At 43.8% G+C, this 21,569-nt stretch carries 20 protein-coding genes, 2 tRNA genes and 1 pseudogene; 5 read left to right on the top strand and 18 right to left on the bottom strand.

Going from position 1 to position 21,569, the window contains the following annotated elements:
- Positions 1–107: 107 nt before the first annotated feature.
- Genes WKT12_RS01500 through WKT12_RS01490 form a run of 3 tightly spaced genes read right to left on the bottom strand, consistent with a single transcriptional unit; the run spans position 108 to position 2,253 of the window.
- On the bottom strand, positions 108–746 hold the full coding sequence (locus WKT12_RS01500) for an MBL fold metallo-hydrolase (protein WP_021971552.1): 639 nt from the start codon (positions 744–746) through the stop codon (positions 108–110).
- 18 nt (positions 747–764) lie between these two features.
- A complete protein-coding gene (rsmG, locus tag WKT12_RS01495; protein ID WP_021971553.1) occupies positions 765–1,391 on the bottom strand; it encodes a 16S rRNA (guanine(527)-N(7))-methyltransferase RsmG in 627 nt (208 codons plus the stop codon).
- 13 nt (positions 1,392–1,404) lie between these two features.
- Positions 1,405–2,253 carry an RsiV family protein gene (locus WKT12_RS01490; RefSeq protein WP_021971554.1) on the bottom strand — a complete coding sequence of 283 codons (849 nt, stop codon included), beginning with the start codon at positions 2,251–2,253 and terminating at the stop codon, positions 1,405–1,407.
- 190 nt (positions 2,254–2,443) lie between these two features.
- Between WKT12_RS01490 and lipB the strand changes: the two genes are divergently transcribed.
- The 4 genes from lipB to WKT12_RS01470 all read left to right on the top strand — a co-directional run bounded on the left by lipB (position 2,444) and on the right by WKT12_RS01470 (position 4,184).
- On the top strand, positions 2,444–3,112 hold the full coding sequence (gene lipB, locus WKT12_RS01485; RefSeq protein ID WP_340318563.1) for a lipoyl(octanoyl) transferase LipB: 669 nt from the start codon (positions 2,444–2,446) through the stop codon (positions 3,110–3,112).
- A 286-nt stretch (positions 3,113–3,398) separates the two neighbouring features.
- Positions 3,399–3,875 (top strand): nucleoside-diphosphate kinase, encoded by a 477-nt coding sequence (gene ndk / locus WKT12_RS01480; RefSeq protein WP_021971556.1) that lies wholly within the window; start codon positions 3,399–3,401, stop codon positions 3,873–3,875.
- A 116-nt stretch (positions 3,876–3,991) separates the two neighbouring features.
- Positions 3,992–4,064: transfer RNA gene (locus WKT12_RS01475), tRNA-Lys, on the top strand.
- Positions 4,065–4,108: 44 nt separating this feature from the next.
- Positions 4,109–4,184: transfer RNA gene (locus WKT12_RS01470), tRNA-Lys, on the top strand.
- A 246-nt stretch (positions 4,185–4,430) separates the two neighbouring features.
- On the opposite strand, the pseudogene WKT12_RS01465 reads toward WKT12_RS01470, so the two are convergent.
- From WKT12_RS01465 to WKT12_RS01395, 15 genes and pseudogenes are all read right to left on the bottom strand, one after another.
- Positions 4,431–4,565 (bottom strand): annotated as a pseudogene (locus WKT12_RS01465) (site-specific integrase); the annotation flags it as partial.
- A gap of 66 nt (positions 4,566–4,631) precedes the next feature.
- Complete coding sequence (locus WKT12_RS01460) at positions 4,632–4,883, bottom strand: hypothetical protein (protein WP_302452091.1); 252 nt, start codon at positions 4,881–4,883, stop codon at positions 4,632–4,634.
- Between the two features lie 39 nt (positions 4,884–4,922).
- A complete protein-coding gene (locus WKT12_RS01455; protein WP_340318562.1) occupies positions 4,923–11,783 on the bottom strand; it encodes a hypothetical protein in 6,861 nt (2,286 codons plus the stop codon).
- A gap of 32 nt (positions 11,784–11,815) precedes the next feature.
- Positions 11,816–12,262 carry a hypothetical protein gene (locus tag WKT12_RS01450; protein ID WP_270243213.1) on the bottom strand — a complete coding sequence of 149 codons (447 nt, stop codon included), beginning with the start codon at positions 12,260–12,262 and terminating at the stop codon, positions 11,816–11,818.
- Between the two features lies 1 nt (position 12,263).
- Positions 12,264–15,734 (bottom strand): hypothetical protein, encoded by a 3,471-nt coding sequence (locus tag WKT12_RS01445; protein ID WP_302452089.1) that lies wholly within the window; start codon positions 15,732–15,734, stop codon positions 12,264–12,266.
- A gap of 33 nt (positions 15,735–15,767) precedes the next feature.
- Positions 15,768–16,025, bottom strand: a complete 258-nt coding sequence (locus WKT12_RS01440) for a hypothetical protein (protein ID WP_270243215.1) — start codon at positions 16,023–16,025, stop codon at positions 15,768–15,770.
- A 38-nt stretch (positions 16,026–16,063) separates the two neighbouring features.
- Entirely contained in the window at positions 16,064–16,546 is a 483-nt protein-coding gene (locus WKT12_RS01435; protein ID WP_270243216.1) for a hypothetical protein, read from the bottom strand.
- A complete protein-coding gene (locus tag WKT12_RS01430) occupies positions 16,543–17,079 on the bottom strand; it encodes a hypothetical protein (RefSeq protein ID WP_270243217.1) in 537 nt (178 codons plus the stop codon). The genes WKT12_RS01435 and WKT12_RS01430 overlap by 4 nt, the downstream gene beginning before the upstream one ends.
- 13 nt (positions 17,080–17,092) lie before the next feature.
- Entirely contained in the window at positions 17,093–17,410 is a 318-nt protein-coding gene (locus tag WKT12_RS01425) for a hypothetical protein (protein WP_270243218.1), read from the bottom strand.
- The gene (locus WKT12_RS01420; protein ID WP_270243219.1) at positions 17,379–17,804 is read right to left on the bottom strand and encodes a hypothetical protein; all 426 of its coding nucleotides are present in this window, start codon (positions 17,802–17,804) and stop codon (positions 17,379–17,381) included. The genes WKT12_RS01425 and WKT12_RS01420 overlap by 32 nt, the downstream gene beginning before the upstream one ends.
- A gap of 6 nt (positions 17,805–17,810) precedes the next feature.
- On the bottom strand, positions 17,811–18,197 hold the full coding sequence (locus WKT12_RS01415; protein ID WP_270243220.1) for a hypothetical protein: 387 nt from the start codon (positions 18,195–18,197) through the stop codon (positions 17,811–17,813).
- Between the two features lie 45 nt (positions 18,198–18,242).
- Positions 18,243–18,641 carry a D-Ala-D-Ala carboxypeptidase family metallohydrolase gene (locus WKT12_RS01410; RefSeq protein WP_270243221.1) on the bottom strand — a complete coding sequence of 133 codons (399 nt, stop codon included), beginning with the start codon at positions 18,639–18,641 and terminating at the stop codon, positions 18,243–18,245.
- A 3-nt stretch (positions 18,642–18,644) separates the two neighbouring features.
- Positions 18,645–19,004: a hypothetical protein gene (locus WKT12_RS01405; RefSeq protein WP_270243222.1), complete on the bottom strand. Its 360-nt coding sequence runs from the start codon at positions 19,002–19,004 to the stop codon at positions 18,645–18,647.
- Positions 19,005–19,027: 23 nt separating this feature from the next.
- Positions 19,028–19,903: a hypothetical protein gene (locus WKT12_RS01400; RefSeq protein ID WP_302452088.1), complete on the bottom strand. Its 876-nt coding sequence runs from the start codon at positions 19,901–19,903 to the stop codon at positions 19,028–19,030.
- A gap of 34 nt (positions 19,904–19,937) precedes the next feature.
- Positions 19,938–20,957, bottom strand: coding sequence for a peptidase (locus WKT12_RS01395; RefSeq protein WP_270243224.1), 1,020 nt, complete (start codon positions 20,955–20,957; stop codon positions 19,938–19,940).
- Positions 20,958–21,124: 167 nt separating this feature from the next.
- On the opposite strand from WKT12_RS01395, the gene WKT12_RS01390 reads away from it, so the two are divergent.
- Entirely contained in the window at positions 21,125–21,568 is a 444-nt protein-coding gene (locus tag WKT12_RS01390) for a DUF1804 family protein (protein WP_235301629.1), read from the top strand.
- The last annotated feature ends 1 nt before the right edge of the window (position 21,569 follow it).

The raw sequence follows: 21,569 nt of genomic DNA, 5'->3' as shown, positions 1-21,569 counted from the left end.
TTTCAAGGTATTATAAAGGTAAAAGTATTTTAGTGTGAAAACGTGCCGATGTTTATGGAAAAACGTCGGCGCGTTTCAGACGAATCGTGGTAATGAATTTTGTTCCTTTATTTAAAGAACGGATTATCCATCTTTTCTTTTCCGATGGTAGTGGACTCACCGTGTCCCGGGTAAACAACCGTTTCGTCGGGCAAAGTCAGCAGGCGGCTGGAAACATGCTCTATCAGTTCGCCGAAGTCGCCTCCTTCCAAATCCGCACGTCCTACGCTGCCCTGGAACAAGACATCACCGCTGAACAGGCAATTGTCTGCCTTGCAGTAATACACCATGCCTCCGGGAGAATGGCCGGGCACATGAATCGCCTCCAGTTCGGTGTTCCCAAAACGAATCTTTTCGCCGTCTTCCACATAATGTCCTAAGGGCACAGCCTCTTCATTGGGGCGGAAGCCGAACATGCGGCACTGGTCTGCCAGCTTTTCCAGCAGAAATTCATCTTGGCGGCATGCCTCTGCCTTCAATCCGAATTCGCGCAAGAGAAACGGATTGCCGAAAACATGATCCAGATGCAGGTGCGTATTCAGCAGATGCTTTACGGTCAGCTTGTTTTCGTCGATGTATTTTTTCAGCATCTGCTGCTCCTCCGGATAATAGCATCCGGCATCGATAATAGCAGCTTCCCCTGTTTCGTCGGAAAGGACATAACAGTTGACGGGAAACATGTTGAATTCAAAGCGTTTTATCTTCATTTTATTTTCGGTGTTTTATTACTTGTTTACAGTGACATATACTACTTTCTTGGTTTCGAAGAACTCTTCCGAAAAGAAATCCTTCAGGTCGGTCACTATCGTCTGATGCTTCACCGGCATAACCTCTCTTTCGAGTTCTCCTCCCTTCAGGCAGATCAGTCCGTTGGGGAGTGCGTTATGCTGTTCGCTGCTGATGTTCTTGCGGATAATCTTCAGCAAGTCGGTAAGCGGCATGACGGCACGGCTCACCACAAAGTCGAACAACTGTTTTTCCTCCTCGGCACGGCAGTGTCGGGTAGTAACGTTTTTCAGTCCGATAGCGTTGGCAATTTCGGTAGCAACCCTGACTTTCTTTCCGATACTGTCTACCAGATGGAACTTCGTATCGGGAAAAAGAATGGCAAGCGGTATGCCCGGAAAGCCACCTCCCGTACCCAGATCCATGACACTCGTACCCGGCTTGAACTGTATCACCTTGGCAATGCCCAGCGAGTGAAGCACGTGATGTTCGTACAGGTTAGTGATATCCTTGCGCGAAATGACGTTGATTTTACTGTTCCAGTCAGTGTATAAGTCGTACAGAGCAGCAAACTGTTCTTTCTGCGTATCAGTTAAGTCAGGAAAATATTTCAGAATAATATCCATGTATGCGAAACAATTATTTTAAATAAGCACTAATTTCATCGTAGGGAACGGTCAGACTGAAGTCGCCTGCCGAATAGGGAGCAATTTCATAACGGTTGTAATAGAATGTCACACCGTCCTTGCCCAGCAGGAAGTTCTCGGGAATATAGATATCCGTATCCAGCAGGATGCCCACCGACTGAAGCCCTTCCACACTGGTGATGGTATCGGTTTCCATCTTCTTGTTGGTTTCCTTGATAAGCTCTTTCAGTATCAGCGAGCAGATTTTGGCATGACCTTCCTTCGAGAACACCTCGTCGGCAGTAAGCACTTTACCTGTCTTGGCGTCGAAGTTCAGGTACTTGGCATACGTGTTGGGATGTGCACCTCCCGTATATTGGAAGTTGACAGCAGAATAATTCCATACACTACTGTCTAATCCGGCCTCCAGCGTGGTGCTTATCTGGTATTCATAATTATACCAAGCCGGAACATCTTCCGCCTTCATGCCGTTGTGCATGTCGGCTTCGAACAGATCCTTCACATCCGTATGGTAGTTCTGGATGAAATCGTTTGTCAGCGTCGTTACAAAAGCCTCGGGAGAGAGAGCGGCATACTGTTGCCCGAAAGCCTCTTTCTGTATTTCCGAATTAATAAGCAGGGAAACGGAGTCTTTGTCCGAAGCAGGTTTCAGATAAGCATAACTGATGCTGATTTTGCACGACGGGGTTTCCTTTCCGGCTTGCAGATATACCGTTGTATCCTTTTTCAGCGTGTCAATCTCGGCGGTCGGCGACTGTTTCTGTTCTACACAGCCCGAAAAAACAAATCCGCCTGCAATGCCTAATACCAGCGACGGAAATAAAATGTTTGTTGACTTCATGATACTATTTTTTAGTATGGTGATTTTAATCTTCCGATACGACAAATATAGCACAAGTTCTTGAATAAAGCACGAGAAAAGAAAAGTTCTTTCTGTCATTTTGATAAAGATTTGCAGAAGAGCCGTAGAGCCGAACCAAAAAATGTGTAAGTTTGTATAAAAGCAAAGAAATTCATTTTAAATACTATCTATGAAAACAGAATATTGGGGTATGGTCCCTTACCGTGAAGCGTGGGATCGTCAGACAGAATTGTTCAACGAACTGGTGCGTGCACGTGCCTGTGGCGACAGTTACGAGAACCGCTTGATTTTTTGTGAACATCCGCATGTCTATACACTGGGACGCCACGGCAAGGAAACGAACATGCTACTGCGCGAAGAACAGTTGAAGCAGATTGGTGCGGAATTGTATCATATCGACCGTGGAGGAGATATTACCTATCACGGACCGGGACAGCTTGTCTGTTATCCGATACTGAATCTTGAAGATTTTCATCTGGGACTGAAAGACTACATTCATGCACTGGAAGAAGCCGTCATCCGCGTATGTGCTTCGTATGGCATAGAGGCGGGGAGGGTAGCCGGAGCTACCGGCGTGTGGCTTGCCGCAGGAACAAAAGACGAACGCAAGATTTGTGCGATAGGCGTGCGGAGCAGTCATTTCGTGACGATGCACGGACTTGCCCTGAATGTGAATACCGATTTGCGCTATTTCGGTTACATCCATCCCTGCGGGTTTATAGATAAGGGAGTAACGTCCATCGCCCGGGAAGTGGGGCATGAGGTCGATCTCTCCGAGGTACGGAGCAGGCTGGAAAAGGAGCTCTGCACGTGTCTGAACGCATCCGGCTGTCGTTGAAAATCTGTGCTGTGATGTTTCCCGAAGCTTGTGCCGGAGCAATGGATCTTTCGTCGGCATGAATGCTGGAAAATTTGTACAAAAGATTTTATTTTTTGTACAAATTTTAAAAAAACGTCGAGACGTTTTCGGCGAAACATGCAGATACGATTCTGAAAAGAGGGTGTAAGGCGGCCGGTAAATGCGACAGAAATCGTGCACGAAGGCTTTTTTCTTCTCAAAATTTTTGTTTTCCTACAGAAAGATTTATCTTTGAAACCGTTAAACTTAAAAAAGGAAAAACACTATGAGTCTTGAAAAAACATTGGTTATATTAAAACCATCTGCCGTACAGCGTGGCTTGATCGGCGAAATTACCAGCCGTTTCGAGCGCAAGGGCCTCCGGCTGGCAGGAATGAAAATGATGCAGCTTACCGACGATTTACTGAACGAACACTATGCCCATCTGGCAGGAAAGCCTTTTTTCCAGCGTGTAAAAGATTCCATGATGGCATCTCCTGTAGTAGTATGCTGTTACGAGGGAGTAGATGCCGTACAGATTGTGCGTTCGATGACAGGGGCAACAAACGGTCGTGTAGCTATTCCCGGTACCATTCGTGGGGATTATTGTGTAAGTTCTCAGGAAAACATTATCCATACGTCCGACTCTCCCAAGACGGCAACCGAAGAGGTTAATCGCTTTTTCCGCCCCGAAGAACTGTTCGAATACAAACAAAGTGCATTGCAGTACCTTTATTATGAAGATGAGTATAAGCTTGTATAACAACGTTTTATGAAAATGGCAAAAATAAAATGCAGGAAAAATGTAAGATTTACCTGCATTTTATTTGGTCAATTCAAATAAAGGTTATATTTTTGCACCCGCAAACGAAAGGAAATGCACTCTTAGCTCAGTTGGTAGAGCAACTGACTCTTAATCAGTGGGTCCAGGGTTCGAATCCCTGAGGGTGTACTTTCAAGAAAGTTGCGCGGGAAATTTGACAATTTATAGTGGATGCACTCTTAGCTCAGTTGGTAGAGCAACTGACTCTTAATCAGTGGGTCCAGGGTTCGAATCCCTGAGGGTGTACCAGGCCGTGAGGCGAAACGTTGGAAAGTCCTGAAAACTTGACCGGTTTTCAGGACTTTTTTTATTGTCTACCCTGAAGTACGGTGGTACTTTCGGGCGGAAATCAATCATTTACAAGCCTCAAAACGAAATGTGATTATTTCCAAAAACGAAATGTGATATTTTCACGCTTATTAACTCAAAACGAAATGTGATTTTTATTGTTAAAAACATATTCTTAATCTTTATCTCATCCTTTTAAATAGCATTTGTCTTGATTGATTTGAAGTGAAGCCATTTCTTTCCGTTTACTCGAATGAAGTTCGCGGGGATAAGTTGGCAGAAGTCAGAGAAACGCAAACCGACATAGCAACAGAATAGGAACGCATCCAGCACATGACGCAACTTCCTATCGTTTATTTCCAGATAATGTGTATATCTTTACCTATTCTTATCTTTTTCATAATTACATTATAACATTTCTTCAAAGGCTTTCTTTACAAATGCCTTATATCCGCCGTTGATATACTTTCTGACAATCTCAATTTCTTCTTCGGAGGCTTCAATCTCGCCTTCCTTGTAAATCCTCTGGGCGAGATCTAATTCGCCTAAATCTGATGTTTCACGATAAATAAAGTTTCCTAGTTCTTTTGATATATCTCTAGGCTCCAGGTTTCCTTCAATGTCCCTTGTCGGGACAGCTTTAAAATTAAGTTTTTTCATAATTAAATGGTTTTTATAAATATACAAAAATTATTTATTTCAGGCATCTTTTATAACAGAAGGGCTATGTATTATTGCTATAAATACAGAACAATCACCGTCTGTTAACCCATATATTCCACCTGATGGTGCGTTATATGCCGTGGCGTATTTAAAATATGTACTTGTTTGTTCTTTTACGCAAGCAATAGGAAAATACGAATCTCTTTTAGGCGTTATTAACACATAATAAGCACTTATATTTAAATTATGTGTAACAGTATAAGTCCCTGTACTATTTCTTCTCACGCTAACATTTGTATAATTACCATACTCTCTCGATATTATTCCCGAAGATGAAATATATCCGCACCAAAGTATTCTAGGTCTTGAAAGTCCCTTACTGTTGGTAAATACTTGTAAACCATATTGGGATAAATTAATACTATACTTGTCGAATGTTCCACCACCATCACTGCTCATAGTAAGGCTAAAAGCACTAAGATTAGCTTTTTGGAAACGTCCGGAACTAAATCCTCCTTTAAGAACTAACGAACCTGCATAGCTCGCTGCACTTGTCCCTATAATTTCTGTTTTCAATAAAACATTCTTTGTAGAAGAATCCGTTAATGTTATACCTTCTTTATCTACTAAAGTATTTATACCTTTAGCATTTACGGCATTAAGTGTTTTTACTACAAGAGCATCCGCTTCAATCAGACTTGTACGAATATGTCCTCCCTCAATGATTGTATTTCCGGCTGTTGCTGCGGAAACCATATCAGCATAGCTGGCATAACCAAGCTTTTTAGCTAAATCCTCTTTGGAGGAATTTATACTAGAAGTGACATCGCCTGAGTCAGCTTTATTATTGATTGTGCTCTGCAAACTACTATTAAGAGAACTGAATGTAATCTTTCCTTGTAAAGATACATCTTTTCCGAAAATACTTATGGCGTTCTCTTTAACGGTAATTCCTGTCTTAATCTCTTCTGTTGTGGAATAATCGCTAGGTGCAGCACTCCACGGTGTTGACCTTTCTCCTTTTTCGACTTTGAGATTCCAAACACGGAAGTAACCTATCGGGCTTCCGTTTTGTAGTACAGAAGAAATGTAATCTAATCTAAAGAAGATATTAGTTTCATTTGTTTCGGTTGCTGTGCCACCAATAGTTATAGGTTTTGATATGTATTTACCTGAACCATTAGATCTTAAATCAAAAGTAGTACCAGCCCATCCGTACAAAGGACCAAATTGGCAATTTATTTTTGCTGTATGTTCTGTTGTGGTGTTAAAATTAAGATTGCTTGCCTCATACTCAAAAGAAACTGTAATTATATCTCCTTTTTTAAGTCCTGTTATATTATAAACGCTCCATGTTTGATTGCTTATATTGCTAAATGTAGTCAGCTTCTTTTCTGTACTAGTCAATAGAGCATAGTTTTGATTAACAGATTCATCTACTTTGTAGGCATATACTTTGGTGAAGTATGCCGAACCAAAGTTTGAACCCCCATCAATTTGAAACCAAATACCGGCTTTTGTATATCCAGCGGGAATTGTAATATAACCTGATAGTTTTCGCCATCCGCTAGTTTTAGCTGCAACAGAAGAACCATTATTATGCCAGCTTGTAGTACCGTCGGATTTTTTTAGTATAAGACCAACTGTTACAGTATGATTAGCTAATTGAGCATTTACATACGCAGAAATGTAATATTTCTCTCCTTCGGCAACAGAAACATAATTTTTAGCTTGTACATCACGTTGAGTAGACTTCATACAATAACTTGTAGGACAACTATTGTTGGCAGTTGCCGCACTAACTCGTGAACCTCCGGTATAAAGCAAGCTATAATTAGCATCATCGAAGCAACTGTCAGGAACAATGTTGGTTATCTTGCTCACACTTGTAACCTTAGAAGAAATACCAATCCAAATATTATCCGGTCGTAACGCGACTTCTGCTTTGCTTACACGTGTAGTCAGCGCTGACAAATTGTTATTAGTCTGATTCAGGTTGTTCTGAACGGCTGTAACTTCTGTCTTTTCGGCTTTTAGCAATAATTTTTCTGAGTGCTGTTCTATGACTGTCTGCATAGATTTTACAGTCGTAATCGTTGCGTACTTCTTGTCTGCATTTTGTCCGGCTGTTGTTATAGCATCATTCTTAGCCTTATTTGCCTTGTTGGTAGCATCTGTAGCAGCAGTAGATATAGCGTCCTGCTTTGCCTTATTTGCCTTGGAAGTTGCGTCAGCAGAGGCAGTACTTATTGCTGAAGTCTTTGCATCATTCGCCTTTTTGGTTGCATCGCTCGCAGCAGTATTAATTATTTCCTGCTTAATAGTAGTAATTTCAGTAGAAGAAACCTTACTATTAATTTCACCTTCTAATACACTGAATTGTGATGTTACCTCTTTTTTGTATTCAGTCAAAGCGTTTTCTGCATCTTCAGGAGCAGGTGACCAATCAGTTGCCTTATCACTTATTTCTACTTTTAGTAAAGCTAGGTATACATTTACATTTATTGTGCTAAGACTAAAAAATAATACAAGACCATCACGACTTGGATTTGGATAAACTTTATAATAAATTACATACTTATCCCAAACATTTGAAATAGTTCTTTTTTTGCTAGTAACTGCTGAAGAATTTCCTTGATTAGCAGGATTTGTTAATGTCATATCTAAGTCTATGCTATCATCAGCCTTTGCATAAAAAGAAACAGCAATAACTTTATCTTTTATTGCATTTTTTGATATATTAGAATAACATGATGATGCTGTTTTTATATCACTAGTTCCGTTTTGCGTTTTTGTAACTTTTACTACTGTTTCTACTTTTTGACCTCCTATATTACCACTATTTGCAAATTGATTATCTAGAGAATATTTTCCTGTTCCCCAATTATTAGCATACCAAACACCGCCTCCTTTTGTATTTTTAAATAAGTTAGTTCCACCAATCTGAATATTATTAATAGCATTATTGGTGTATTCTTTAGAAGAAGTTACAGCAGCAGTAATACTGTTGTTGGTCTGCTCAAACTGTGAACTTACCGTTTTCTTATAAGAACTTAAATCGTTGGCTATACCTTGCGCATAATCACGTGCCGCATTTGAGATAGCGGTTAAAGCATTTGTTCTCTGTGTATAATACGTTGTCTGCTTTGTAGCAAAATCAGAAGGAATAGCAATTGTTTCAGGAGATGAAGCCGTAAGAGTTACCAACACAGCACGATAAGTCGTGTGTGCATTGTTGTAATTTGTAGGAGTACCTAGATTGTACTTACTATATCCGTTTGCAATCTGTGTCTTGTCTGCGTCAATTCTAGCTATTTCTTCTTTCAATGACTGCTTTTCTGTTGGAGAAATAGAACCGTCAGAAGCCCAACTATCTAATCGGCTCTTAGCTTCATCAGCATCACTTTGTGCATTGTCTGCTGCCGCTTTTGCGTTGGCAGCATCCTTTATTGCCTGATTAGCCTTTTCTTGTGCCGCATCTGCGGTTTGTTGTGCAGCATCTGCAAGGGATTTAGCCTTTGCTGATATAGCGTTCAATAAATCGGTGCGAGCATCGTAGTAATCCTTAAACTTGCTTCTGAATGCAGCTCCTGATATATTACTTGTTGTTGAAAGACTTGAAAGCAACGGTGTTATATAAGCACTTAGCGTATTATAAGCCGTATCGTAAGCAGTCCTGCTTACTCCGTACTTGTCAGCACTTGCATTGTTTTTAGGCTTTTCAGAAACAATAATATCCCATTCTTTTTTTGTTTCCTGCTTTTCCTGAGCAGTCAGCTTGTTGTCATTTGCTATATCAGACAATAAGGCGTTTGCAGTTGCCGCGCTTTGAACGGCGTTATTGGCTGTCTGCTGTGCACTATCAGCTGCTTGTTTAGCTGCATCTGCCGCAGCCTGAGCCTGATTTGCCTTAGTATCATCCGTATACTTAGAAGCAAGTTCCCAGTGCTCAATAGAAAACTGAGCATTTGCTTGTTTGGCAGTCTTGCATCGAAGCAAATCATTCTTGTAGCTTCCGTATGTAGCATTAACCCACAAATCTCCAATATCATACACCGAGGCATTAGACGGGGTAGTCACAAATACCCTTCTCTTTCCATCTGCCGTGTCCTGCGCTTTTTTAGCGTCAGCCAAAGCTTTTGTGATATCAGAATCGGTTATTACCTGCCATACATAAGAAGTGTCTGACATCTGGAAACGATAAGCCTTTCCGTTTCCGTCATAATACAAGTCGCCTAAATGTACGTTCTTGTCTTCGTTTGTAGTCCAATTTACAGCAGGCTCGTTACTTAATGTAGGAACTGGTTCATAAAACCATGTTTCAATAGCACCGTCTATTTGGTTTTTAACAGCTTCTAAATCCTTAGATAACTGATTTACAAATGAAATGTTTTCAGATAAATCAGATATAGCATCGTCTACTTTTGTATTGACTTCCCCTACTGCGTTGTCGATATAGTCCTTTACGCTTTCTCCCGAACTAAATTTTATAGCATCGGCAATAATCATTACTTCCGAACGAGAAAATGAAGCAAATTCTTTTCCGTCCAAAGAATAGGAATTGATACCACGATACAATTTAAAATACGGTGCATCATTGCCGTATGCAGACAAGATAATAGCTGCCTGACGTGTAGCATCAGACTTATTACCCAACTGTACGATATCATCGCCAGCCTTAGGTTCAGTAGAACCTGTATCGCAATCGGTTTTAGAAAGGTCTATATAGTTATCTCCTGTTCCTACAACAGCACGCCAATAGTAGGTATTAGTGACGTTCTCATTAACACCTTCCTTAACGTTAAAAGTCTGTGCCCTTGCCAAGTCACCGACAACAAATTCCTGCTCTATTGTTCTTTCTCCGTCCGTGTTCTCAAAATAGCAACGATAGAAATCTCCTTTATCCTCTATCTTAACGCAAGACATAGATGCCGGAGTCAGAATAATCTGACCGCCAACATGCTTTATCTGTTGTATAAGCAACCGAATAAATGTGGCTACCTTTCTGACAAGCATACGGTCTACCTCCAGATAACTGTCACCGTTTTCGTCTTTCTTCAGACAGAATCCAGCCCCTAACGCACCAGTAGAGAAATTAGCTGATTCTATTCCGCTTCGTACAAGTATAGAAAGTAAATCTGCAACACCCTGTTCGTCAATATTGGCTCCTTTCAAGCCTTTTTTATATTCTCCTATCGTCAACGCACCACGCAATACCAGTGAGAGTAATTCTGCTGCGCCTTGCGCATCGATATTTGCTCCGGAAATTCCAGAAGCAAACACTCCAAACTCTGCTCCTCCCAGTAACTTTAGCAGAAAATTTGTGCTATCAGACTGGTCCTTACGAAGAAGTGTTTTCAATGACTTTAATGCAGAAAAGACATTATTGTCACTAGGAGTTTTTGTCTCAAAAGATTTGATTATATCATACACATATTGTTCTGCCTGTTTGGCCACCTCATACCTTAATGAATCCAAAGAGTTATCTACAGAAGACTTCCATCCTGTACCGACTTCATCCGAACAGGTAATCGTAGCCTGGCACAAGTCATTCAGCTTGCGCTGCACTTTCGTAATACGGGTGTCCTTGTATCCGCCGATGGCTCCGAAATACTGGTCCGATAGTAGGCGCACATTCCATCCGATGTGGAGTGGGGTATGGTTCTTCTCGATGTAGTTTCGATCAGTGGTGCCTGTGTACTTGTTCGGATCGAAACTATAAGTATTAAGATAATCATCTACAGCCTGCTTGTATTCCTGTTCTGCCTCGGTGATGTATTCCTGCGGCATGGCGAAGTTCCAGGGAATATACTGGTCGCCCGGCTGGGGGATAATTGCACCGCCCGGAATCTGAGTCGTATCATCTGGATACACGTTGATGATTTCCCACTCCCTTGTGTCTTCGTGCCACGCAGCCTGGAAAGAGCCGTCAGTTCCACGCCCTGCCAGCTCGCCTGTCTGAAATTTCAACATGTAGTCCAGATCCGGAATCTCGTAGTCTTTCGGATTCCAGTTCATACCGTTGTCCTTGAAGTAATATACGGTGTACTTCCGTCCCTCCTCGCTGGTTTTCTCTTCCGTACGTACAGAGGAAACAGTACCGATGTATTTGGGGTATATCTCCGAGAAGGCTGTTTCTTCCGTTTCTTCCTTCACTCCGTACAGGTCGACGTTCTTGTCTACATATATAGATCTATCAGGAAGTTGCAGACGGGAATATCCGTATTTTGTCGCGTCAATATTACGTGTGCTGCCCAGCGGGAACAGACGGGTAAAGAATTTCACTTCCCCGTTATCTTCCTGTGCCAGATTGGTAAGCCCCTGAAGGTAGCCAAGCTCTACCATTTCGCCGCGTTCTGCCTTGCAGAGATTTATCGCATAACCGTCCGCCCACATTTCCGTTTCGAATGTGGCGGCGATGCCGTTGCTGCCGAAAGCCGCGTCCCAGCACTTCACATTCCGATAATCAATAGTCTTGTTATCTGCGGTAATCACTGTTCCGATGCTCCACAGATTTCCGCCTGCACGGCGGTTCATGTTATCAATCCAAAGCTGAAGGTGTTCGCGCGGACCACCGTCGTAACTGAATTCAGAGGTGGTTCCGCCTTCCTGGAACAGCATCAGCGTGTCTTCCGCATCGTGTATCGGCGCATAGAACTTCACGCTGTATTCGTAAGTCTGTGTGTTCTTTTGTTTTGGACGATAACGGGACTTTACTTTATAACGCACGCCTTCAAGTTCTATGTAATCATCTACATCCAGCGGAATGTATTCCGTGTGTGTGAACGATGCAGATACGCTGCATTCCCCGCCAATCTCTTCTGTGACAGAAGAAGAAGTGTTCGGGCTGGCTGTCAGTCGAAGGTTATTTGCTTTATCGTATATTTTCAGTTCCATTTTATCGTCATTTATCTATATTTAATCAATTTCTAAACGGAAGGCTGCGGCTCCAGGAACTTTACGGAGAACAGCACATAGAAACGGTTGCCTTCGTAGCTTTCGTACCAGTCCGGTTCTGCCGGCATATCCTGATATACCATATTGTAGGTTCGGTAATTCTTTACGGCGATGGCAAGCATTCCGGACGTGATCAGCGTCATCATGCGCTGGTACTTGTCCAGCCGGTCATCTTTCGAGTTCCCGCGAAGAAAGAACTGCAAGGTACGTTCGATGCTGTTCAGCTTCACGTTCGGGTTCTGAGGCAACTCCACTCCGTTCCGTTCGCGGAAGTCTACTGTGGTAATGTCCTTCGCCTTGGGCATACGGAGCAAAGCGTCCATGTTCACATGTCCGCCCGCTTCCGTTTCGCCAAGGAACGCACCGTATTCCGTCCATACGTCTGTTTCGTTGATTGTAAGGTATCCTGTCAAGTCCATATTATTTCAACTGTATTCCGTTCAACTTCAAGTCTTCCATCAAGTCGTATATCAGCACAATGTATGCCGTATGCGATGCTATGGTTGCGAGCGTCTGGCTATCCAGTTTCTGTGTGTTACGGATTTCCTGTACGAATTTGTCTGTATTGGCCAGATGCGTCTGCATGTTTCTTCCTATTGCCTCAAAGGTAGATATGCTGTCCTGGCTCATTGTAGTCAGCGCACCGCTTCCGGGCGACTGGCTACTACCGGAGGATGAGCTTTCCCAGCCGAAACTGTTCATAATCTGCTCCCGTTCTGCCAACATATCGTTTATTATATTCTGATAATCTTGTCTGAGCTTATTTACTTCATCAGTAGTTAAACCGCCATCCGCTTTCTCGGTCCAATCTTTGTATAAAGCCTCAATCCTTGACTTGTATTTGTTTGCAATAAGTGATGAGAATACTGCATTCTGCAAATACTTTTCAAAGTTGTCAGCAAAATCCTGGCTGGTAGAATCCAGATCATTCAGCATATCTACAAAGCTGTTTTGGAAGCTGCTGAAATCAACACCTGTCATCACTTCATTCATTTTTTCACCCAAATCATCAATCTGGTCATCACAGGCGATAATCTGTTCCAAGGCATTACGGAATTCAGCGTCCAGTCCAGCCCAAAATGCCCACATGTTATCACGGACATTACGTAACTGATCGGCTGACGCCCCCAACAAAGCGTTAGTTATATCATTATAGTTACCATTCTGATTTACATACTTATATAATTCTGAGGCATATCCACCCAAATCTCGGTTTTGCCGATATGCGATGCTATGAGAGCCCATACTGCTGCCGGCAGATTTACGTGCTTCAGCAAGAGCATATGCCTGCTGCATTTTCTGATTCAGCAGGTTAACTGATTCCTGATAAGCTTTTTCCGCTTCTTCTCCATAACTGATATCGATATATTGTTGTTTCTTGTCTATCAGCTCATCCCAAATGTCCGACAAGGTTTCATATTGAGATTTCATATTTTCATATTCAGAATAATCCGCGCCGTAAAAAATACCTCCAAGCCCTTTTACTCCAAAAAAGCTTCCAATTGTATCCCACATATGTCCGGCCAAATTACTGACATTCTCCAATATGCCTCCGACAAAGCCGGATATTCCCTGATCTCCCAACTGCTCCAAAACTCCGATAATAGAACCTACTATACCGCCTATTTTCGAGTCTGCGTCAGAAAACGCGTCTATCAGTGTCCCGATAGAATTTCCTAGTTGGGAGAGGTCACTTCTTGCTTCGCTAAGTCGAATCATACTGTCTGTAACTTTAGAGAATCTTTGTCCGGTCAGATCAGCGGCCGCGTTAACATTAGCCTGAGCGTTGACGACATTAGCCTGAGCCTGATTTCTTTTCTTCAAAGCCGCTTCTTTCTCTGCTTCTGTCCCCAAAATAAGGGATTTATTGTATTCCGACTGTGCCTTTTCCAACTCATTCTGTGCCTCTGCCAATACCTGTAACTGCTCCGGCAAATTTCCAAGCAATCCGCCTTTCTCAATTATATTCTGCTGGATTTCATTTAAGGCTTCATCCAAGACCTTACGCTCATCAATCGCCATGTTTTTATATTCCGGCGACTGGCGGAATTGTTCCAGTTGTGCGCGTAATTTCTGCAACTCTTGTTTCGCTACCTTGTCAAGATTTCCAAAAATCAATTCCCAATTGATACTTTCCTTAAACTCCTCAAAATCTACAGCGGCAACAGCTTCTTTCCCTTTTTCTTTTAAAAGCTTCTTTTCGGCTTCAGTTTGTGCCAAGGCAATTTTTTTAGTATACTCCAAAGCTACAGCCTCTCTTTTTTCCTGCCAGGTCCCATATTGTTTGTTATATTCTATTTCAGCGTCCAGTGTCTTATCCAGATATTCTTTATTGATCTGGTATATCTTTTCCGCTAATATTTTTTCCGCTAAAAGCCTTTGTTCATCCGCTTCCGTTTTCACTTCATCATATTGACTCTGTGGGATGTTGTCACCTTGCTTTCGTGCCTTATCCATTTTGGCAATCGTGTCCCGTTCCTGCTTGTCGATATCAGCTAGCTGTTCATCATACTCCTGTTTTGCCAAAGCCTTTCGTTTGGCGATACCTTCCTGCATGATCTGAATACGGAGTTTCTCTGTGGTTTGTTGTGCTTTTACGCGTGCATCCGCCAGCTGGGAAGCGTAGTCGGTCTTTCCGGAACCTGTACCGGTTTCGCCACCTCCTCCGTTTGATTCAAAAAGAAGGTCTTCTATGTTTACCTGATCTTCCAAGCTTTTATTAAACTTGGTCAAATCATATATTTTCTTTCTCCATTCAGTAATCTTTTCTTCGCTCTGATTGAAGAATCTGTCATAATCTCGGTTTACAGCATCAATTACATCATTGCTTACAGGAAGGAATGTTCTATTTTGTCCTTCCTTCAACTTGCCTACAGCCTCCGTCCTTTTAACCTCGTTAAGTTCTTGTTTTTTGTATTCTTCCGTTATTTTTGATTCAAGATCCAGTATTTCCTTACTGTTCTTAATCAGTGTCTCTTTTGCAGCTTGCGCTTTTGCTGATGCCATAATAGCTGTGGCAAGTTCATTGTATTTGTCAGCAGCTTTTCCCACTAACACCTCTTCATCACTAAGATTCTTGAAGTATTGAGGAAATTCTTTTTTCAGCTCCTTTACTGCTGATATGCGTTCATTCATACCTTTGGAACTGTCTACAGCAGCCTGATATAGTAAGTTCAGTTGCACAATCTCTTCCTGTGCTGCCTGCTGAGAATCAAGCATGGCCTTTTTATAATTTTCCAAAGCCTCTTTATTGTTGTCAATAGCTTTTTTCCCGTTGATAAGCTCTTTTACCCAGTTCGCAATATCCTTTCCAAACACAATACCCAGCGATATAGCGGCTACCAGCGCCGTCTGCCATGAGAATACTGCACCAGCCAGCTGTTTCCATACAGGCACACCCTTTTGTCCGGATGCGGCCAGAAGTTCGTTCTGCTTGCGCACATCGGCAATGGCATCTGCCAGCATAGGAAGGTTGTTGGAAATAGCGAGGATAAACATCTGCGGTCCCATGGCAAGTGAAGGCAGCTCTCTAGCTACCTGGCTGAACTGCGTTTTCAAATTGTTGGTCTTGCGGGTAACGGCTTCGGTGTCGATGTCAATTGCCTGCGTTTTTGCAGTTTCTTCCTTTGCTTTTTTCAGGCTGTTCAGTCCAGCTTCCAGTCCGCGTACTTGTCCGGTAAGAGCTTGGATGTTGGCGGCCTCCTGAGTATAGCTAAGACCTGCAGCCTTATTTACTTCAAGTTGTTTCTTTTGTGCGGCAATTACCTGCTGCAATGCAGAAATCAGTTGTCGAGTCTGAGTTTCCACATCATCCACATTTTTACCAACCGACTGTAATCCGGCTTTGGTAAGGTCTTTCATGAATATTTCGAGCTGTACAGGTACTGCCATGATTTCAATGAATTAATGATAAAAAATAAATAATCAGTCCTTGACCGCATAGTGGGTAAAGAACTCCATCGGGTTCATTCCCTTTGTCGCATTTAAATTTTCTGTTTGTTTGTGACTGTTTCTTTGTTTCTCCCGTTCCTCCATTTCACGGATCTGCTGCATCATGTCCGGCTTTTGCGGTGGAACCCAGTGCGGCATGTCTGCCATCATCATTTGCAGGGTTACAACGTTTACTTTGTCCAAAATGTAGTCAATGCTCCAACCTGTTTCTGTGGCCAGCTGACCTATCACGCCGAAAAGGCTATGCGAAGGTTCCGTATGTCCCTTCTTTAACTCCTCGTTTCGTTTGCGCTCTCGTTCCGGCTCGCTAAGGGCTGCATCTTGTTCAGTGCTGCTGCCGATGCGATAATAATCCCGAAAGACGTGGTAGATGTACTGTTCAGTATCTGTCGCCAGGCGGAGGAAAGTTCATCGGGTGTCATCAGTTCCCGAAGCATCCATGCCACCGGGCGGTTAAGTAACCTTCCCAGTATCGGTCCTCGAACAATCCCGTATGCCACTATCCGGCTGATATCCTTCCCATGCAGGTAGACAAACCGGATTCGCTGGTCCAGATTATATGCATCATATTCTTCCGGAGTAACGCCGATGCGCAGGTAACGTTTGCTGACACGTAGCAGACTGCGTGTGGTAGGTATCTTCATCGTGATGCGGAACGGATGTTTCCGCAGTACCGTATGAAGCGGCAGGCTGATTCCCCCGTCACTGAGGGAGATGCCTGCCAGCAGTTCTATATCCTGTGTCTTCATCATCCTGCTGCATCTGCGGTTGCATCACTTTCATCCGGGGTTACACCGGGAGGATAAGTACGGTAGCGTCTGTCTTTTCCGTCTGTAGGTTTCAGCATGTCCACACGGATACCCATTGCCAGTACATTCTGCATATTGATTCCGTTCTGGAAGCCGTTACGGCTCAGACGGGCATTGAATATGCGGAAGCTGTGTCCGGAATGCATGGATATTGTCAGCACACCGTTTGCTACAAACTTAACCGGAGGAGTATAAGAATCATCCTTTTCTTTCTTTCCACCGAATACATCGACCATGCTTTGTGCATCCAGCTTGATGAGGTTCATCGTGAATGCATCGCTTCCCGGATTGGTCATGATGCTGTCTACGGGTCCGTCTGTTACCTGTGCGGCCATCACATCCATAAAGGTAGGCGCATTTCCTGCCGGCTGCATCCCATTTTCATCCAGCCAGCCCAACGTCTTTTCCTCGCCTTCCGGTGTCTTGAACTTTACGGCGGCCACACCATACATCAGTCCGTTGCTTTTATCTGCCATAATTTTGTCGTTTTTAATGTTTGCTTAAATGATATTTAATCAGTTGCCAAATAAGGATAATTCCCAGCAGGGTCAGGGCTGTTCCTGTCAGCCATCCCTGGGCTGCGGGGCGTGTTTCCTTTACTTCACTGTTCACAGTTTCATCACGGATGCGGTGGTCGGTTTCCGTACGAGTCACGGTCACCTGTCTTCCTGTGCTGTCGGCTGTTGCCGTGACGTTCACGCCACCTTCTCCGTCCGATTGTATGTCAATACTCAGACCGTCGTTCCGATAGCTCAGCCCGAATCCGGCAGGAAGCTTACTCAGGTTCAGCCACTGCTCCGCACTCACCGAGCAGGTCGCCGTCCTCTTCGGGACCGGCTCGTAAGTTGTTTGCTCGGTTACGCTCGTTCGGAGGCTGTCCGAGCGGACGGTTTCCGAGCTGGCCTTTCTGCTGCTGGCGCAGGAAGATAATGACAGGACAGCGGTCAGCATACTTGCAAGTATGCAGTTTTCGTAAAGCCGTTTCATGATTGATATTCCGTTCGTTTTGTTTCCGTAGTTGTTTGCTTAGTTCCAATACCGTGGCACTGAGGTCATCATACAGAGCCTTGTAAGTGCCTTCGGTTTCTTTTACTGCACGGACCTGGTATACTTTCCTGTCACGCCACCAGGCAATGACCGTAGCCAGCCATCCGGCAGGAAGAAGCCAGTCCCATAGTGACTGTAGCAGGGTCCAATCCATAATGCTCTACTCTTTTTTTAACAGTGCTCCGATAGCCTTAATCACATCATAGAATCCGCATCCGCTGAGTCCCGCCGCCAGTCCGTAAATCAGCACCTGCCACCAGATATAGCCTGTAAGTAACGGAGTGAGCTGCAACAGCCAGGCAAGGATACATACCACCATGCCCACGCCGCATGAAATCAAAATTTTAGCCAGCTTGCTTGCGGAAACAGCCGGAATAATTTTCATGATCTGTGTCACTAATGTAGAAATCAGGGCTACGATTCCGGTAAAGCTACCCAGATCGATAAGGAACGATGTTTCAGGTTCAGCAGCCGGAAGTAGGGTCTGCGCAAAAGAAGCCAGTGTTGTAATCAGGCACAGGCTGAAAAATAAGATAATCCGTTTCATTTTGTTGTGCTTTATTGGCGTAGCATTTGGCGTACTACGCCATGGTTATAGTTTCAATATTTGTTTTCTGTTTTTTCCGTCACGCTTGTAAGATACATGCACCCAGGAATAATTCTTTTCGTCGATAAGCTGGTCGAAAGGCAGATTCTCACGGATGTACTCAAAGAGCTTACGGTTTTCTTCCTTGCTTCCTGCTGTAATGTCGGCAGCTTCTCCTTTCAGATGCTGGCTGCTTGCCGCACCTCCTACCAGCCGGTTCAGTTGCGGACAGCGGTAACCGGAATTGACTGTAATCGGTTTTCCGTACCATTCACGGAGCGGGTCAAGCACATTGTCGGCAAGGGCTTTCAAGTTACCCGCCTCCTGAAGAGGCGGTGTATTCTTGATTCCATGAGCGTCGGCGGTGGTACTGGCACAAAGTTCTCCCATTGTAAAGTGTTTCATGACTTATCCTCCTACTCCTGCATTAGATATTTGTACATACTTCTTTCCGGTCCACATCAGTACAGTACTGTCGTTTGCGGCGCATTCTACGCCACCTATCGTTTGTTTGTTTGAAGCATGCTCGTTGTTTACAATCAACAAAGAGCCAGGCTGTACCAGTGTGTTTACAGTATAAGAACCTGCTGAAGCAGCACTGTCGAACGTCATTACCTGCGGATTTGTGTCATGCGTAATGTGTGAACTGTCGGTTGGCTTACGGTTTACTGCAATCGGAAAAGGAATACGCTGGCAGCGTTCTCCTTCTTCCGTGTAAGGGGCGGTAAAATCAAATGTACGTCCTGATTTACTATTCAGATAACTCATAGTTCTATCTTTTTAAAGGTTTGTTACTCATGCTTTTTAGTTACAATAGCTCCCAGGTATTTTCCGGTAGTAGGCAGTGCCAGTCCGCGCATGTTAAAGCCGATAACGTCACCACGGTATTCCGGATCATTAAGACGGTAGTACATGTCGAAATTGCTTTTTGCTGCTCCTACCGCTTCCTTATAGAAGAAGGTTGAGGCAATAGCGTCTGTACTGTTTACAGGAGCTCCATATGCTACACGTTGTCCGTTTTCCCCATTGTAGCGTGGAGTCATTGCGGTGATATATACCTTGAAATTAAACATTGAGCTGCCGTTGAAGAAGCTTTTGTACATTTCCAGATCCTGTTTGCGAAGGTCGGCTGCGTGCCACGGATGAAGCAGGAGGATTCGGCCTTCTGTTGGCATATCCATCAGGTTGCATTGGGTATCCAGTTTCAGCAGTTCTTCATAAGTAAAGGCATAGTACGTGTTGTTGATGCTGCTCTTGTTTCCTGTGCTGACCACATTTACCGGAGTGTTTTCCGTATTTTTTGCCGGTGACCAGTTATATCCTGCCATCTTCGCAAACTTAGTCTGCAAAGACACACGGTGTCCGCGTATGACGCTTTCGCGCTTACCAGCCGCTTCCTCCACTTCGATAGCGTTGATGTGTACGGTATTTTCCGTATCAAAGCGTTTCATCTCCAGTTTGTGTGGAATATCTTCACGTCTTACAATAGGAATAGGCCATACTTCATTGTTCTCAATTACTTCCGGATTTACACCCGCTTCCTGAAGGTTCAGGAAACCGTTATCTGTCCATGCATCGAGATTTCTACCTTCTGCAACGAACGAGGTATCCGGGATAAACTGCTCCTCGATTCCGGGAAGCCAGATTTCTTTGTTTAATCCTGCCATGTTTTGTCTGTTTTAAATAGTTTGTAAAAATGGTTTAAGCCGGTTCATGTCCGTAGGCTTCGCGGAATTTCTGACGGTAGAGTTCCTTATCCTGCTTCAGTTCTTTCAGTCGGTCGGCTTTCAGAATATCCTGGAAAGTCATGTCACGCAGGGTTATTGCTCCTGACTTTCCTTCGGGAATAACCTGTGTGGCTACAGCCTGCCGTCTGGTAATGGAAGACAGACGTACGGAAGCATTTTCAAAATCATTCTCCAGATCTTTCAGCCATGCATCACGTCCGGAAGCATCAATACGTCCGTCTTTTACGGCTGCATCCACCAGAGAGACAGCCTGTGCCTTTCTGGTTTTACGTTCCTTTTGTTCGTAGGTGTCCAGTTTTAGCTGTAAATTCTTTTTTTCTGTTTTCAATCCGGCTATTTCCGACTGATACTGATCACGCAACGCGATGAGCTTGCGCACTTCTTCGGCAATTGCCTGTTCGCTGGCTGAGTCGGACAGGCGCAGCATTTGTGTAATCACACTCATATTGTTTTCTTTTTTAGGGTTGAGATTCATATTTTTAATATTGTCAGCCAGACGTATGACCGTACTCCGGTCTGACAGGTCAATCCGTTTGCCTGTTGTACGGTCGTACATGACCAGAGCATTGTGGTTCGCTCCAATCGGACAAATTGATATTTCACGGAGTGTCCAGCGTGTAATGGTCGGTCCGGTCTGTCCGTCCAGTTTCATAAGTTCATCGTCCGTAGCCTCTTCCGGAGGCCATGCACCTACAGATGCCATACGCAAAAATCCACGCTCTACCTTACCGGCTATCTCAGCGGCTTTCGGGTCGGCTGTATCAAATACGATTTCTGCAACTATGGTTCCGTTTTCCTTATATACCCTGTCAGCACGGCCTATTGGCGTTTCCCAGTCGTTATGGTTATACAGTATGACGGGATTTTTCTCAAATTCCGTCAGGTTGGCTCCATCAGTCAGCATACGGAAGCCGTAGGTGTTGACCGATTCATCGTGTACTGTGAATTTGTATGATTTGTTCATTGTGCTCATGCTTGTTTATCGCAAAATTCGGGTGAAAAAATGAATCAGGCAAATCAGGTTGTAAGCGTTACATTCTGTAATGTAAGGAGTTACATAAATAGGGAAAGCATTACAAACCGATTGGTACAATTCATCGGAACTGTCTACCTTTGTTTTAAAATATAACACGAACGGACATGACAAACAACCTGACAAACCAACAGAAAAAGGACTGGGCAAAGTTGCTGTTCATGCAGGAAGGCATGACTTTTCAGGATATTGCGCAGAAAGTGGGCGTAAGCCGTATAACCGTAGGAAGATGGGCGGAAAAGGAGAACTGGGAGATGCTGCGTGCGGCTGTCACCTCCACCCGTGAGGAACAGATACGACATCTGTATATGCAGATAGCCCAGATAAACAAGGCAATCAGCGAATCGGATACTAAATATGCCACACCTGCCCAGGCAGACACAATCAACAAACTGTCTGCGGCCATCGCCAAAATGGAGGGCGATTTCGGCATCGCAGACATTATCGGAGTAAGCAAGAAGTTCCTGACATGGCTGCGTGCCCGGAATCCGGAAAAGGCAATCGATATTTCATCCGAGTTTGACGAATTCATTAAGACACAACTGAAATGAT

The sequence above is a fragment of the Phocaeicola sp. HCN-6420 genome (assembly GCF_037890145.1).
GTDB lineage: Bacteria > Bacteroidota > Bacteroidia > Bacteroidales > Bacteroidaceae > Phocaeicola.
The sequence above is the reverse complement of the archived record's forward strand: the minus strand, read 5'-3'. Positions and strand labels throughout refer to the sequence as shown.

Bases quoted from the DNA above. Each gene is read 5' to 3' on its own strand.
- WKT12_RS01415 (WP_270243220.1), bottom strand. From the start codon at position 18,197: ATGAAACGGATTATCTTATTTTTCAGCCTGTGCCTGATTACAACACTG.
- WKT12_RS01455 (WP_340318562.1), bottom strand. From the start codon at position 11,783: ATGGAACTGAAAATATACGATAAAGCAAATAACCTTCGACTGACAGCC.
- rsmG (WP_021971553.1), bottom strand. From the start codon at position 1,391: ATGGATATTATTCTGAAATATTTTCCTGACTTAACTGATACGCAGAAA.
- WKT12_RS01420 (WP_270243219.1), bottom strand. From the start codon at position 17,804: ATGGATTGGACCCTGCTACAGTCACTATGGGACTGGCTTCTTCCTGCC.
- WKT12_RS01400 (WP_302452088.1), bottom strand. From the start codon at position 19,903: ATGGCAGGATTAAACAAAGAAATCTGGCTTCCCGGAATCGAGGAGCAG.
- lipB (WP_340318563.1), top strand. From the start codon at position 2,444: ATGAAAACAGAATATTGGGGTATGGTCCCTTACCGTGAAGCGTGGGAT.
- WKT12_RS01410 (WP_270243221.1), bottom strand. From the start codon at position 18,641: ATGAAACACTTTACAATGGGAGAACTTTGTGCCAGTACCACCGCCGAC.
- WKT12_RS01435 (WP_270243216.1), bottom strand. From the start codon at position 16,546: ATGATGAAGACACAGGATATAGAACTGCTGGCAGGCATCTCCCTCAGT.
- WKT12_RS01390 (WP_235301629.1), top strand. From the start codon at position 21,125: ATGACAAACAACCTGACAAACCAACAGAAAAAGGACTGGGCAAAGTTG.
- WKT12_RS01450 (WP_270243213.1), bottom strand. From the start codon at position 12,262: ATGGACTTGACAGGATACCTTACAATCAACGAAACAGACGTATGGACG.
- WKT12_RS01500 (WP_021971552.1), bottom strand. From the start codon at position 746: ATGAAGATAAAACGCTTTGAATTCAACATGTTTCCCGTCAACTGTTAT.
- WKT12_RS01460 (WP_302452091.1), bottom strand. From the start codon at position 4,883: ATGAAAAAACTTAATTTTAAAGCTGTCCCGACAAGGGACATTGAAGGA.
- ndk (WP_021971556.1), top strand. From the start codon at position 3,399: ATGAGTCTTGAAAAAACATTGGTTATATTAAAACCATCTGCCGTACAG.
- WKT12_RS01445 (WP_302452089.1), bottom strand. From the start codon at position 15,734: ATGGCAGTACCTGTACAGCTCGAAATATTCATGAAAGACCTTACCAAA.
- WKT12_RS01490 (WP_021971554.1), bottom strand. From the start codon at position 2,253: ATGAAGTCAACAAACATTTTATTTCCGTCGCTGGTATTAGGCATTGCA.
- WKT12_RS01405 (WP_270243222.1), bottom strand. From the start codon at position 19,004: ATGAGTTATCTGAATAGTAAATCAGGACGTACATTTGATTTTACCGCC.
- WKT12_RS01395 (WP_270243224.1), bottom strand. From the start codon at position 20,957: ATGAGCACAATGAACAAATCATACAAATTCACAGTACACGATGAATCG.
- WKT12_RS01430 (WP_270243217.1), bottom strand. From the start codon at position 17,079: ATGGCAGATAAAAGCAACGGACTGATGTATGGTGTGGCCGCCGTAAAG.